Here is a 14,753-nt window from a genome sequence, read left to right as displayed (position 1 = left end):
AGCTAATGCACCAAGACGTTGTATGAAGCACTTGGCGCCAATGTAACGGGTCGACCGCCAATACCCGTTGCTTCGCCCGATTGCATGTTGACTGTCGTTTGCGGTGCGTTTGCGAGTACCCGGAAGTGCAACAATGCGAATGCGCCCCTGGACGACGAGCCGACGCCTCCCGTGACCGAATCGGCCAATATCACCTTGCCTCCCGGCGCGACGCCACTAGAAAACCGCGTCGGCGCTCCGCCGTGCCGCAGAAAATCTCCTTCGCCCGCATCGATGAACTGCAATTTGCCGTCGTCATAGCTAAGAATCGTCGACATGCTTGAAATTGGCTCATGCGCCTCGGCAGTCAGCGTCAGCGCGACCGTATCGCCGACCTTAGCCTGTTGAGGACCCTCGATCGTTATTTTCGCGGCAGTATTGGTCGCATTCGCAGGGGCGCTGGCTGCGCGAGGGGTCGCCGCCTCCGTAACCGGTAGCCTTTCGGACTCGCTCTCGGCAGCTTCGCGCTTCGGCTGCGCCGCCGGCATCGAATGCGGAGCAACGGCCGGAGTCGATACAGGCTGCACTTGAACCGGCGGCGGCGCAGCGACATTCGACAAAGGCACACTCGGAGCAATAGCAGCCGACCCTTGAAGCCCGTTAGAGCGAATCAGGCTTTGCATACCCGTTTCTGTCCCCGACGAAAAATATGCGAGCGCGGAATCCGGCCGTCGAATGTTACGAACGAGGTGGGGCGTAATCGCAAGGACGATCTCAGTATTCTTGTCATCGTCGGTGCTCGCCCCGAACAGACGTCCTAGGACCGGCACCTGGCCGAATCCTGGCACCTTGTTGCCCGACGTCCTTTCTTCGCTATCGATTAGACCTGCGAGTACGTCCGTCTCGCCGTTCTTCAATTGCAGTACCGTACTGGCCGTGCGCGTACCGATCTCATAGGCAGTGGTACCGGACGATTCCGTGATCTGGTTGAGTAGGCTACTGACCTCCAGTGAAACTTTGATGCCAACGGTATCGTCCAGATGAATAGTCGGCTCTACCTCAAGTGTCAGGCCAACATCGAGATAGTTAATCGACTGAGAAACGAACCCGGTCGATGTCGCCGTAGAGGTGATGTTGGGCACGCGCTCGCCAATCAGAATTTTTGCTTTCTCGTGGTTACGCACGCGAATGCGAGGATTGGTAAGCAGCTTCGCATTTGAGTCCTGAACGTTTGCATTCGCAGTCGCTTGCAACGTCGACACACCAAGCGAGCGCGACGTTTGATGCAGAAGATCGCTTAACGACAAAGCGGGTGAACCGGCCGTGGAAGACAAACTCGAGTTGCCGAACCCAGCCCCCGCAGCCCCTACCGCGCTGCCGAGGGGTAGGGGAGTAACGGTAACAGCCCCCGGCCATGCGATACCCAAATGCTGCAAACTGTCACGTTGCACCTCCAACACCTCCACCTCGAGCATCACCTCCGGTTCTGGGACGTCTTGGAGCTGGACAAGCTTTTCGGCCATCCTAATCACATCTGGGGTATCGCGCACAACCACCATGTTGAGCTTTTCGTCGAAGACGATGTCGCGTACGTTGAGGATTGTCTTCAACGTATTCGCGACAGCCTTGGCCTCGGCATTCGAAAGAAAAAACGTCCTGACCGCTAACTCTTGGTACTCTTTCTGTTTAGCGGTTGTGTTCGGATAGATCAACACCGTATTCTCATCCACTACTTGCTGAGCGAGTTCGTTCGTCGCGAGCAGATAGCGCACGGCCGCCTCAATCGTACTATTCCTAAGGAAAATGGAAACGCGTTGATCGGTCCTCACGTCCTTGTCGAACATAAAGTTGAGTCCCGCAGTTCGAGAAATGACCTCGAATGCTTGTCTCAATGTGGCATCGCCAAAGTCAATTTGGATTGGCTTTTGATACGCGCGCGCAAGTGCGGCCTCGACGCTCGAAGCCCCATCGATTGCATTCAGCTTGCGTTGCAACGCCAAGGCACGAGGTTGCCCCGGCACTTCCGTCAGTACCTCGTCAAGCAAACGACGCGCATCGGCGGTATCGTTCTTTGCCGCCGCGGCTTCCGCTCGCTCGATGAGCGCATCACGACGTGCCGCCTTCTCGAGGCCAGCTAAGCCTTCCAGCGCACGCTCGTTCTGAGGGTCGACGACGAGCGCTTGCTGATAGCTTTTGCGCGCGTCGACGGGAGCGCCGTTGGCGGCGAAACGATCCCCTTCCTCGTCATAGCGTGCGACGGTGCTTTCGCGCACCGCGAGCCACGTTTGGCGATATCGAGCATCCTGCGGATCGCGCGTGACCGCTTCACTCAATTTGGCAAGACCTTCATCGATCTTGCCTTGAGCGACCAAGTTCCGGCCGTCGCGATACGCGAACTGAGCCGCACATCCAGCGAGCAGTACCGGGAGCACCAACAGCAACGAGAATCGTGCGCCGTCGACCGCGCAGCGACAAGCCGATCGTAGTCTACGCGGCACGCCGGATGAGTTACGCACATTCGTTTCCATCGTTTGCATCTTTTTTAGTCGGCGCTGCCGATGTTTAATGTCTGTACGGCATTCAAGGGAAGATAGAGCAGCGATAACGTGGGCGGCTCGATAGAGACGACACGGTATGTAGAGTCGATAACGGTCTGTGCGCGCACAATAAGCGTCTCGTTTCCGCGTGCGAGATAGACCTCCCAAGCGCCCTCTGCCGCCTTCTTTCCGATATAGGTGAAGGGCATCGGGGGTATGGGTGGCGGCAATGGCGGTACTTCCGCTTGCGGGGGGGCCACGGAAGGTAGAGGCAATTCCACCACTTGCGTGCCGAAGAGATCGTGATGACCGCCGCCCCGAGTATCGAAGAGTTCCTTGCGTGAACGCAGTGCGGCTATACCGACGGACGACACAAGTGCTCCGGTCGTTATCTCTGCCGCGGCAACCGATTGACGGCGAGGGACCGCTTCGACGAGTTCATTCCTCGATTGCTTAGTGGAGAGAACGAGCAGCAGCGCGCTAGAGACAAAGGTCAGCGCAAGTCCAATATGCCTGCGCTTCATTGCCTCGCCCCACTAGCCGCTAAGCGCGCAGGCGCCTGCGCGTCAGGCCGAATAAACATCGTGAATCGCACCTTGGCGCTGACGTCCTGCTGGCTAGCGGACGAGCGTTTGAACTGGAGCTCATCGAGCGCTGCATAGGGCATCGCCAGCAGAACGCTTTCGCAGAAACGCCGAATGTTGGGATATCCACCTTTTACGGGAAGTGTGATCGAGTACGTGTCGAATCGGCCTACGGGATCGTGACCCGGCGCGTACTCGCCTTTATCTAACGTCACCCCTGTATCGGAAGCAGCTTGGAACAAACGCGCTACGATCCGCTCCGAGTGTCCGGCATTGCCTAGCGCCGAGTAAAAGGCGCTCAAGCGCTCCGCGGCGAGAGCTTGAGGCGAGATCGCTCCGGGCCGCTGTGGGGCAGAACGGATTTGAGCCACCCTCAAAGTCTCACGATCGGCGCGTGCCGAGATACCTGGCACTATCGCGAACCACATACCGGCGCTTAAGATCAACATTGCCGAGACTAAAACGATACCCCGGCTGCTTTGTCGCGAACGCAAACGAGCTCGAAGCACGATTCGCGCGAGAGATTCGAGCCTCAATGTTCGCTCTCCCGCCATTGCGCCTGGATCTGGAAACGTATGACGTCTGCGGAGCCATCGCGAACCCGTTGGTGTTTCATCAAATACACGCTGGAAAAGCGTGGCTGCTGCTCGAGAGCGCTGATATAGCTGACTATTTGTTCGGGGCTACCGCTCTGCGCTTCGATCTTGAGCTTTTCACCGATTGCCTCCGGCGTTGCAGACAATATGAATACCTGGGGCGGTGTTGCAGCTTCCAGGGCATCGAGAACATCCGACCAAGGCACGTTCAATCGCGCTATAGCCGAGTTAACGGCACTGCCCAGCTTCGGATCAATCGGTTCACCCGAGGCCGCAGCTGTGCGCCGGTTCACTCGCATAGCTCTTGCCGCAAGATGCGCAGCTTCGCGGTCAAGTGAATCGAGACGACTCAGAAGCCTATGGATGCGAACGCCCGCAAGCAGGCAAAACAGTAGCCCGGCCACCGCCAGCGATAGCGCAAATGGATGCACTCGAGATAACTCTCGCCGCACGCTGAACGGCGCAAAGTCGATACTGAGACGCCTCACGTCATCGCTCCGTTTTGCGCGAACTCAGTATGTGTCGACGCGCCGTCGCTCCGACTTTGCTGCGCACCGACATCAACGCGATGCACTCGCAGATCGATTACCCCTTGGGTTGGCGTCAACTCGGCCTCGAACGCTTCACTCGATCGGCTCTGAATATGCACTACGGCTGGCGGCGGCACATCGTCGATCAAAGCTGCGCGAACAATCTCTTGGCGCAAAGAAGCTGCGGACCAACTATCGCCCCGACGTTTCAACGTGCGAACGGCAGAGAGACCTGGCCGCACCGATCCGGCGACCACGCCCAACGTCAACGTACGGTCATTTAGCGTTGCCGGCCAAGCGTCCGGCGAGAGGTTTTTGCAAAAATGATTCCACGCGTCAACAAAAATCGGCATAACGGAGATCAGGCTGGTGCGCTGAGCTGTTGCCGCTGCATTGAGTGCACCCAGCAAGCTTCGAGGGACCGCACAAGCGAGAAACGGTCGGTTGACCTGCCAATCTGCAATCAACCTCCATGACGACACCAATTCACCGTAGAGCATCTGGAAGCGCATTGCCGCGGATGCTTCTAAATCCTGCATACGGATACCGTTCACAGGCGGCACCACCATAAAGTAACGGACAATATCGTCGTTCAACCTCACCTGAACACGCAGACCGCCGCCGAGCGAGGCAAATAGCGTTGACGTTGCCGCTTGGAGTTCGTCCGGCTCTACCTCCAATGGCCCTGGCAACGCGTGTTCTACGGCTTGCGGAAATGTATCGCCGGAAGCGCTTACGCACGTCAAACGGATCAGTTGCTGTTCGACGTCGAGTTGGTAGTACTTGCGCCTCATAAATCGCGAGAGCCGTTCAAGCATTTAGAGTCACCCGCTTTACCTCGGCCAAGGTCGTTTCGCCGCGTTCGACCATCGTCAATGCCACCTCGCGCAATTGGCGCGTGCCGTTCCGACGCGCAATCTCCTTGATACGTCTAGTTGGCTGCTTTTCCACCACCATGTCGCGAATCTCATCGTCCAGAATCAAGATTTCCGCGATCGCGCGCCGCCCTCGGTACCCCGTGCCGCGGCAATCGCCGCAACCGGCGCCCTGCAAAAAGTTGAAGCCGACAACATCGCCTCGCGCGAGGCCAAGTCGCTCGAGTTCGAACTCGCTAGGGACATAGGGCGCCGCGCAATGAGTGCAATTGACACGGAGTAAGCGCTGTGCCCATATGCCGTTAAGTGCCGAAACGAAAGCATACGGATCGATACCCATATGATTGAAGCGTCCGAACACGTCGAAGACGTTGTTTGCGTGTACCGTCGTCAGTACCAGGTGACCGGTCAATGCAGATTGAACCGCGATCTCGGCCGTTTCACGATCTCGAATCTCGCCCACCATGATCTTGTCTGGATCGTGTCGCAAGATGGATCGAAGCCCGCGTGCAAACGTAAGTCCCTTTTTTTCATTGACGGGGATCTGCAATATGCCAGGCAGTTGATATTCCACCGGGTCCTCGATCGTAATGATCTTGTCCCGACCATTATGAATTTCCGTCAAGGCAGCATAGAGCGTGGTCGTCTTGCCAGAGCCGGTGGGGCCGGTCACGAGTAGCATTCCATATGGCTCTTCCGCCAGACGGCGCAGCGATACTAACGACTCGGCGTCATAGCCCAGCGCCTCCAGCGTCAATGCTCCATGTGCCTCGATCATCGCGCGCTTGTCGAGAATCCGGATCACCGCGTCTTCGCCGTGGATGCTCGGCATGATGGAGACACGCAAATCGATATCACGCCCGCCAGCCGTTACTCGAAAGCTGCCATCTTGAGGCACGCGGCGCTCGGCGATATCGAGTTCTGCGAGCACCTTCAGCCGAGATATCACTTGTTCCGCGATTTCGATGCCCTGGATCGTTGCAGCCGAATCGAGCACACCGTCCACACGATATTTCAACGCGAGCCCGCTTGCCGTGCACTCGAGGTGAATGTCCGAGGCCCCCGCCTTGAGCGCGTCGTAGAGCGTCGAATTTACCAGCTTGACCGCGGGGCTAGCCGCCTCGCTCACTGTCTCGAAGGAGAGCACTTGCGCTGCACGCCCATCCCCACGCACTTCATCAGTGGATGTAACGACGTTATCGACCGCGCGCGTGGATTCCTCCATTCGGATGTGATATGCCTGAAGGTCCGGTAGGAGCGCGAGCCGCACGTCGACGGCTGCGTTTGCCCGAGTGACTAGCCAAGTGTGCAGATCGACATCGAATGGATCTGTCGAGACACCAATCAAAGTTCCGCCGGGCTCACGCAGCAAAGCGCACCGTCGCTGCATACCATGGGAAAGGGAAACACGACCGAACACCGGCGCCAACCTCAGCATCTCGGGCGTTTCGATGATCCGCATCGCGAGCACATCTGCCAGCGCCCGCAAAAGCTCGCGCGGCTCCCCTCCGGTTAGCGCCTGCAACTCAGAGAACAGATCGCGGTGCGATGCGGATGCGGCAGCACGCGCACGAGAGAGCAACGAAGCGTCAAGCACCAAGGACGCGGCCGCGTGGATGTTCACGACAAGGCTTCCGCAAGATCGAAAATCGGTAGATAAAGGAGTACAACGATCGCCCCAACGACGAGGCCAATCACCGCCATCAACACCGGCTCAAAAAGTCTGGTAAAGCGGTCGATCCAGCGACTGATTTCGCCGTCGTAGAAAGCGGCCGATTGCGTCAGCATATTGCCGAGCTCTCCAGAGCGCTCTCCTACGCGCAGCATCCGCAACGAAATAGGCGTTGCAAGACCTTCGGCATCAAATGCATTCGACAGGGTCCCGCCCGCCTGCACTGCGGCACGCGCACGAGCAAGGCGCTCGTTCAATTCTGGCGAAATGGTGCCGGCAGCCGTTGCCATTGCGGTGACAATCGGAATGCCGCCTTCAAGCAGCATGCCGAGCGTCAGATAAAGACGCGATAACTGATAGATGCGCAAGTGCGCACCGAGCATCGGAATTCGGGCTAACAGGCTAATGATCCCGAATTTGGAAATCGCGGCTCGCAGAACCATACCGCCACCGCCCAGACCGAAGATTGCTGCCGCAAAAAACGCAATGCCGTGCGCTGCGGCGAACTTCCCCCAGTCGAGGAGTGCTTGAGACATCCACGGGAGCGATCTCCCGGTGCCTTCATAGATAGTCGCAAAGCGCGGAACGACGTAAGCGATGAGAAAAGAAGTCACACCACCGCCTACGACAAGCAAGATACTCGGATAGATCGCCGCACTGGTCAGTTTGTTACGGACCGTATCTACGCGCGATTGATAGTCCACGTAGCGCTGGAGAGAACGTGGCAAATCGCTCGTACCCTCCGCAGCACGCACAATTCCGACATACAACGGGGGGAAAACGTCTGGCTGCTCGGAAAGGAGATGAGACAGGCGCTTGCCCTCTTTAAGCCCCGTCAACAGGCGCTCCAATATGGCGCGCAATCTGACGCCACGCTCGCGTTCAAGCAATGCATCTATTCCTTCGACAAGGGAAAGCCCGGCCGTCAGCAAAGCAAGCAGCTCCTGACTGAAAAGTACGAGCGAAAAGCGGCCGCGCGATGCGGCCGGCCGTCGCAAACTGCGCTGCGGCGCAACGCGCGTGGCAAGTAAGCCACGCGCTTCAACTTGGCGTCGTGCGTCAGCCTCATCCGAGGCATCGATCAGGATCGAAACGATTCGATTCTCGGCTGAAAGCGCCCTTACTTCGAATTGCATGCCGTGGCGCAGTCCATTACCGAGCTTCGATGGCACCTCGACGTTAATGCCGCCACGTCACTCACTTGTAATGTCGGCATCTTCTCCGTCGCCTCCGGGTTGCCCATCGCGACCGTACGAAATCACGGCATAGTCCCCTTTCGTGCCGGGAACCTTATACGCGTAAGGATGCCCCCATGGGTCGAGCGGGACGTCCTTTTTCAAATAAGGCCCGGCCCATTTATCAACGCCGGCCGGTTTGGTTACAAGCGCGGCAAGTCCCTCTTGGACCGTCGGATAACGTCCAACATCGAGTCGAAAATTGTCGAGCGCCTTGGTCAGCACATCGATCTGTGCCCGCGCTATCGTGACTTGCGATTTCCCGAGTTGCGAAAAGTAACGTGGACCGACAATTGCGGCCAACATGCCGATAATAACCAGCACGACGAGCAACTCAAGCAGGGTGAATCCCCTCTGCCCGGAACACGAGGTTCCCTCTATGCGCGACACGCCGCGCAGCCTGCCGTGCTTACCGAAACGCATTCCCCGATCCCTTTTAAATTTATCTTCCGAAGACATCGACGAGCCGTGACCCCGGGCGCTTATGTCTTTGAAATCGAATGTTATTCGATGGCTATTGAGGTATCGAGCCTCAAAGCGCCGTAATGGTAAAACAAATCGGCTTCATCGTGGCCTCACTTTGAGGCGAGCAGCTATCGCTGCGCGCAGACATCTCCCCACAAAGCGATGAACTACCGCCCTCATCGCACGCTATTCACGCCTTTACAAACGGGCCGCTGAATGTAAGCTGTCGGTCAAACCTTCTCAACGGCGTGCGCTGGAGACCGGCCAGCCCCCACGAATGAACCGCCGGGAGCCTATCCGCCTGCCGCCCGCGAAGACCACAGATGTCCGCCAAACCGACACCTCTTCCCTCCGCTATCACGCCGCAGGCGATACTCGCGCTATGCGCCGACGGGAAACTCACCGATGCGCTGCGACTTGCGAAACAACGCATCGAAGATACTTCGGGCTGCGACCCACATACCCACGCCGAGGCTCACTTCGTCCTAGGACTGGTACAGCACGCTCGGTCTCAATTACTTGACGCGGAGTCCGCCTATCGTGCGTCGCTTGGGTTGCGTCCCGATCAAGCCGATGTCCATAAGCGCCTCGGCGACCTGCTGATGCAACTGCGTCGATACGCCGACGCCGAACACGCCTACAAACAAGCCCTGACGCTGCACCCGCAAGACGCCGACGCGCTCGCGAATCTGGGCCGCGTGCTGCATGCTCAAGAGCGGCTCCCCGAAGCCGCGCTCGCCTCGCATCTTGCCGTTGCCGTTCGCCCCGAGTACATCGAAGCGCGCGTCGATCTCGCGTCCGTCTTGCGCGATCTGGGCCGTCTGCCCGAAGCGGAGGCGACACTACGCACGGCCATCGCATCGCGGCCGGAGTATCCCGATGCGCATTTCGAACTAGGCGTCGTATTGGAAAAGGCCGCCCGTTTCGACGAAGCGGAGCTCGCCTACCGCGACGCGCTGAAGCTGCGTCCCGACGCCGTCGCCGTCTACAACAATCTCGGCAACGTGCTGCATCAGACGGGCCGCCCCCAAGAGGCCGCCGATCTCTACCGGCACGCACTCTCGCTAAATCCGGACGTGGCCCCGAGCCACTACAACCTCGCCACCGCCCTGCGTGCGCTCGATCTCACGCACGAGGCCGAGCCGCATTACCGGCGAGCGCTCGCGCTCGAGCCCGACTATTTCGATGCCCGATTCGGCCTCGGAACGCTATTGCTGAGCCTCGGGGCCTTCGAGGAGGGGTGGCCTTTATTCGAATCGCGCTACATGTTGCCGCGCTTTCTGCACCATAGAACGAAGGCGTCGCTGCCGCTCGCACAATGGGGCGGCGAATCGCTTGAAGGCCGCGCGTTGCTCGTATGGCAGGAGGACGGACTTGGCGATGTGATCCAGTTCGGCCGCTATCTGCCGCACCTCAAAGCCTCTGGTGCGGCGCACGTCGGAATGGTTTGCGCTCCGTCGCTGCATCGTCTGTTCGCGGGTGTGGACGGCATCGATGCTTTGCTCACGCACGACGAAGCAAAGATGAAGTTCGGCGATTACGATTGCTGGACGAGCGTGCTCAGTGCCCCCACGCATTTGGGCACGACGCTCGATACGATTCCCAGCGCGAACTACCTTACGATCGACGCAACAAGGCCCGCCTATTGGGGCGAACGGCTCGCGAGTACGTTGCCGCCGGGCCCGCGCATCGGCCTCGTCTGGAAGGGCAATCCGCGCCATCACAACGATGCGCATCGATCGCTCAGTTCGCTGGCGCAATTGCTGCCGCTCTGGAGCATTCCCGGGGCATCGTTCGTGAGCCTGCAAAAAGGGCAAGACGAAGACGAGGCGCAGCGCCCGCAACCGTTTCAGCCCCTGCTCGCACTTGGGCACGAGTTAAACGACTTCGCCGAGACGGCCGCGGTGATCGCGCAACTCGATCTCGTCGTCTGCGTGGATACGTCGACCGCGCATCTGGCCGCCTCGCTGGGCAAGCCGTGCTACGTGCTGCTGCCGCATCACGACCCAGACTGGCGCTGGCTGCTCGGACGCGGCGATTCGCCGTGGTACCCGGGAACGATGCGGGTCTTTCGGCAGCCGCGCGCCGGCAATTGGTCGGCCCCCATCGAAGCGGTGCTGCAAGCCTGCCTCGCGCACTTCGCTTAGCCATCTCCCCGCTTCGACGCGGTGGCGCCGCAACGGCCAATAGCAAAACACCGGTGCAGGACCACATAGTCCGGCACCGGTGCCTCGTATAACGTACAACGTCTAACGCTAGATCACTTGCCCGCCGCCGTACCCGCCGGCGGTGTCGCGATGGGCGTCACAGGGGCCGGCATCGCGATCGGCTTCACGGCATTTTGTAGCGCCGGCGCCGTGGGCGTTGCGTCGCTGATCGTCGTCGTGCGCCCGCCGTCGCGGTAGAACGCCATCTCAGCCGCATGGTTCATGACCAGAATGCTGATGCGGCGGTTCGTCGGCGCATCGGGATCGTTGCCTTGCAGCGGCTGGACATCGGCCAGCCCGCGCACCTGCAAAATCTTCTCGATCTGCATGCCGCCCGATACGAGTTCGCGGCGTGCCGCGTTGGCCCGGTCGGATGACAATTCCCAGTTCGTATAGCCGTCCTCGTTACCCTGATACGGCACGTTGTCGGTATGCCCCGCGATCGAAATGTGGTTCTCGACATCGTTCAGCGCCGAACCGATCTGCGTGAGGATCGTCGCCGCATACGGCTGCATCCGCGCACTGCCGGATGCAAACATCGGCCGCTTCTGCGAATCGACGATTTCGATGCGCAAGCCCTCGCTCGTGATCGAGATCCGGATCTGATCCTTGAAAGCATTGAGCGCGGGCACGTGTTCGATCAACGACGTCAGCTTCTGCTTCAACTGCTGCAAGCGCTGCATTTCGTCGGAAGCGAGTTGCGGTGTCGTCGTCTGCACGGGCGGATTGGGCTGCGTCATCGCGCCCACGCCGGGACGCGTATCCGCAATGTTCTTGCCCCCGCCCTGCACGATGCTCGAGGGCGTCGCGGGACTCGACTCCGAACCCGAAAACAGCGCGGACAGCGGCGTATTGAAGTACTTCTCGATCCCCTCTTTGTCGTACTTCGAGGTGGATCCGAGCAGCCACATGAGCAAGAAGAACGCCATCATCGCCGTGACGAAGTCGGCGTACGCAATCTTCCATGCGCCGCCGTGATGGCCCTCATGGTCGCCGCCGCGCTTGCGGCGCACGACGATGCTCATCGGCCGCTTTTCGGCGGTCTCGCGGGAAAGTCTATCGCCCATCGCTTCCTCGTCCTTCGATTAGGAAGCGGCAGCCGGCTTCGAGACCTTCGTCGCGCGCACGGTGTCGTCGAGTTCTTGGAAGGTGGGGCGATCGCTCGTGAACAGGACCTTGCGGCCGAACTCGACGGCCACCGACGGCGCATAGCCGCTCAACGATGCGAGCAGAACGGCCTTCACGCACTGGAACGGCTTGGCGGCCGCGCGGCCCTTCGCATGCAGCAGATCGGCGAGCGGCCCGATGAAGCCGTACGACAGCAAAATACCGAGGAACGTGCCGACGAGCGCCGCCGCGATCATCTCGCCGAGCACCGCGGGCGGCGCACCGACCGAAGCCATCGTATGCACGACGCCCATCACGGCCGCGACGATCCCGAATGCCGGCAAACCGTCGGCCATCTTTTGCAGCGCGTTGGCGACGACCGATTCCTCGGCATGATGCGTCGTCAGCTCTTCGTCCATCAGGTCCTGCATTTCAAGGACGTTGATGTTCCCCGTCGACATCATGCGCAGGTAGTCGGTGATGAAGTCGAGCAAATGATGATCGCCCGCGATCACGGAATACTTTTGAAACAGCGGGCTTTGCTCGGGGGCGTCGACGTCGGCTTCGAGCGCCATCATCCCTTCCTTACGGGCCTTTTGCATCAGCTCGTAGAGCAGCGCGATCAACTCCAAGTACTTCGACTTGTCGTAGCGCGGGCCCTTGAAGCAGGCGGGCAAGCTCTTGATCGTCTTTTTCAGCGTGGCGACGGGATTGGCGACAACGAACGCGCCGAACGCCGCGCCAAAGATGCACAGCAACTCGAACGGCTGAAGCAAGGCAAACAAGTGCCCGCCTTCGCCGACGAAACTTCCGATCACAGCGCCCAACACCATGAGCCAACCGATTGCGACAAACATGAATCTCTCCAATCCAAAGCACTGGGCCGCCCATGCGCAGGCATCCGCGTGCAACGTCGCGACGAACGGTTAGTTCGTAGTCCTATCGGGTTGGGTAGCGGAAGACGGCTCGGTAGAGCCCTGCTGAAGGACCGATCGCGACGAGGGCTGCGATGCGGCCTCGTATTCGTTCATGCCTGGCTAACGGCTTGAAAACACAATAGCTAAAGGGCGCTCAACAAAATTTAGGAAAAGGGTCACATGGTCGCGATGTACGCGACCGGCTCGCCCCGCCGATCGCGCACGTTTATTGATCTACATCAAGTTCGCCCGCTTGCTCCGGTATCGCGTTTCGTCAGCTCGATTTCACCCACACGCCGCCGTCGCTCGGCACGTTCCCTTGGGTCCACCACTGCGCGCAATACTTTGCGCCTTGGTACATCACGCAGCTTCCGCCCGAATAAGCCACCGAAGCGGACCAATTCGGCGTCGCGCCCGATACGAGCTTCCATACCGACGATTGCCCCGGTACGTCGCCTTGCGTCCACCACTGCGCTTGATAAGTCGACCCTTGATACGTCACTTGCATGCCTGCGGTGTAGACCTGCGACGCAGACCAGGGCGCAGGCCCCGACCCGCCCGTTCCTCCGCTCGATCCGCCGCCGTACGAGGGATCCTTCGTCACGCCCGCACCCCAGTGATCGGCGAACCGTTCGAAGATCGAAGCGAATTGGTAAGGCGTTTGCGCGACGCCCGAACAACTCGAGGAAGCGGATCCGCCCGGTGTCGCGCAAGCCAGGTCGCGTCCGACCGACCAATTGCTGAGGATTCCGTAATTGTTCGTGACGGCGGTATTGGTCACGGTCTGCGCATCGTCGAGCGTAAACGTCTCACCCTGGGTATCGTTCACCCCGATCATCGGCGTCACGCCCACCATTTGCCAGAGTTGCGCGCTGGTCTTCGTCTGCCCGACGCCCTTAAAAGCCGTATCGAGTTGCGAGTAGAGCGATTGCGCCGCCTGTATCGCAGCCTGCCCCATCTCTACGCCCGAGGGGCCGTAGTCCATCGTCATCACGTTGACGACATCGAACGCCGCATGATTTTGGATGGCCGCGTTGAGCACGTTCAAGCCTTCGTCGGTCAATCCCGAGGCGAGCACCGGAAGCGTAAGCGTCACGTGCAACGTTTTGCCTTTCGCGGCCATCGCGGTCTGCATTTGCGCGACCGCTTGGAAGTTGCGCGCGAGCGCGGCCAGATCGTCTTGCGCCGAACCTTCGATATCGAAGTCGATATGCGTCAGGCTGTAGGTGTCCACCACGGTTTGAAAGGCTGCTTGCAACGAGGGCACGTCGGAGCACGCTTGCATGAGCGGCGTGCCGTTCGCGCCGCCGAACGAGACGGCAACCTCGCCGCCCTTCGCCCGATAGTTATTGATGCCGCCGGAAATCGCGGTCAAAAGGTCTGAGGTGTTGCCGGGCCCAATGGCCTGCACGCCGCCCCATGAGGGCACGCAGCCGCCGGAGCCGGCCACGACAAACGCGAGCGTGAACTGCTGGATCCCTTGCTGCACGCCGATGTTATCGAGGATCGGCGTGGGCCATTCGGTCATGTCGACGTACGGCGCGTAGATGTTGCTCGCGTGCGAAGTCATCGCGGCCAGCGAGAAAGCCGTTACCGCGAGTACCTTCGTGAGTGTTCGCTTCATGGATCTGCCCTCGTTACGTTTGAAGGTGCCGGTTAAGCGAGCCGTGCATCCTTCCGCTCGAGTCCGGCGGCGATGAATCGCTCCGTATCGTAGGAGATCTATAGCGATATTGGTACTAAATAGGTCCCACCAAAATTGGTAGGTAGACGCGACTTAAACGGCCGATTGGAGGACTGCAACGAATCGCTTTGGGATGGCCGGCAATTTGCGGCATCGCTGCGGATAGGCCTTACTGGTAAAGGCGAAACGCCAATAGTATGAGCGCGCCACATCGCAGTCTGCCGTATATCGGCGTGAGTCGATTGCCTGACCGGTATGCGAAACGAAGAGACCACTCAATACCGGCTCAGCGTGTCCGGCGTCCCGCTATCTGAACCGAATCGGCGCATCGCGCCTTTGCGGCGACGCGATGCGTCGAGCCCAAC

The 14,753-nt window shown here is 59.6% G+C and carries 12 protein-coding genes; 1 reads left to right on the top strand and 11 read right to left on the bottom strand.

Annotation, left to right across the window (positions count from 1 at the left end):
• Positions 1–2 precede the first annotated feature (2 nt).
• The 8 genes from AB1286_RS12280 to gspG form a co-directional block, all read right to left on the bottom strand.
• Positions 3–2,351: a secretin N-terminal domain-containing protein gene (locus AB1286_RS12280; RefSeq protein ID WP_430363542.1), complete on the bottom strand. Its 2,349-nt coding sequence runs from the start codon at positions 2,349–2,351 to the stop codon at positions 3–5.
• A gap of 170 nt (positions 2,352–2,521) precedes the next feature.
• Entirely contained in the window at positions 2,522–3,040 is a 519-nt protein-coding gene (locus tag AB1286_RS12275; protein WP_430363541.1) for a hypothetical protein, read from the bottom strand.
• A complete protein-coding gene (locus AB1286_RS12270; protein ID WP_430363540.1) occupies positions 3,037–3,528 on the bottom strand; it encodes a GspMb/PilO family protein in 492 nt (163 codons plus the stop codon). The genes AB1286_RS12275 and AB1286_RS12270 overlap by 4 nt, the downstream gene beginning before the upstream one ends.
• Before the next feature lie 104 nt (positions 3,529–3,632).
• Positions 3,633–4,184: a PilN domain-containing protein gene (locus AB1286_RS12265; protein WP_430363539.1), complete on the bottom strand. Its 552-nt coding sequence runs from the start codon at positions 4,182–4,184 to the stop codon at positions 3,633–3,635.
• Positions 4,181–5,044, bottom strand: coding sequence for a hypothetical protein (locus AB1286_RS12260; protein WP_430363538.1), 864 nt, complete (start codon positions 5,042–5,044; stop codon positions 4,181–4,183). The genes AB1286_RS12265 and AB1286_RS12260 overlap by 4 nt, the downstream gene beginning before the upstream one ends.
• Entirely contained in the window at positions 5,037–6,539 is a 1,503-nt protein-coding gene (locus AB1286_RS12255) for a GspE/PulE family protein (RefSeq protein WP_430365050.1), read from the bottom strand. Before AB1286_RS12255 ends, AB1286_RS12260 begins: the two co-directional genes overlap by 8 nt.
• Before the next feature lie 182 nt (positions 6,540–6,721).
• Positions 6,722–7,909: a type II secretion system F family protein gene (locus tag AB1286_RS12250; RefSeq protein WP_430363537.1), complete on the bottom strand. Its 1,188-nt coding sequence runs from the start codon at positions 7,907–7,909 to the stop codon at positions 6,722–6,724.
• A 57-nt stretch (positions 7,910–7,966) separates the two neighbouring features.
• Positions 7,967–8,467 (bottom strand): type II secretion system major pseudopilin GspG, encoded by a 501-nt coding sequence (gspG, locus tag AB1286_RS12245; RefSeq protein ID WP_430363536.1) that lies wholly within the window; start codon positions 8,465–8,467, stop codon positions 7,967–7,969.
• A 329-nt stretch (positions 8,468–8,796) separates the two neighbouring features.
• On the opposite strand from gspG, the gene AB1286_RS12240 reads away from it, so the two are divergent.
• Positions 8,797–10,620: a tetratricopeptide repeat protein gene (locus tag AB1286_RS12240; RefSeq protein WP_430363535.1), complete on the top strand. Its 1,824-nt coding sequence runs from the start codon at positions 8,797–8,799 to the stop codon at positions 10,618–10,620.
• A gap of 113 nt (positions 10,621–10,733) precedes the next feature.
• Here the strand turns inward: AB1286_RS12240 and motB are convergent, their stop codons facing one another.
• The 3 genes from motB to AB1286_RS12225 all read right to left on the bottom strand — a co-directional run bounded on the left by motB (position 10,734) and on the right by AB1286_RS12225 (position 14,274).
• A complete protein-coding gene (gene motB, locus AB1286_RS12235; protein ID WP_430363534.1) occupies positions 10,734–11,747 on the bottom strand; it encodes a flagellar motor protein MotB in 1,014 nt (337 codons plus the stop codon).
• Positions 11,748–11,765: 18 nt separating this feature from the next.
• The gene (gene motA / locus AB1286_RS12230; RefSeq protein ID WP_430363533.1) at positions 11,766–12,644 is read right to left on the bottom strand and encodes a flagellar motor stator protein MotA; all 879 of its coding nucleotides are present in this window, start codon (positions 12,642–12,644) and stop codon (positions 11,766–11,768) included.
• A 334-nt stretch (positions 12,645–12,978) separates the two neighbouring features.
• Positions 12,979–14,274 (bottom strand): chitinase, encoded by a 1,296-nt coding sequence (locus AB1286_RS12225; RefSeq protein ID WP_430365049.1) that lies wholly within the window; start codon positions 14,272–14,274, stop codon positions 12,979–12,981.
• Between the last annotated feature and the right edge of the window lie 479 nt (positions 14,275–14,753).

The organism is Trinickia sp. NRRL B-1857 (assembly GCF_050470685.1).
GTDB lineage: Bacteria > Pseudomonadota > Gammaproteobacteria > Burkholderiales > Burkholderiaceae > Trinickia.
The sequence above is the reverse complement of the archived record's forward strand: the minus strand, read 5'-3'. Positions and strand labels throughout refer to the sequence as shown.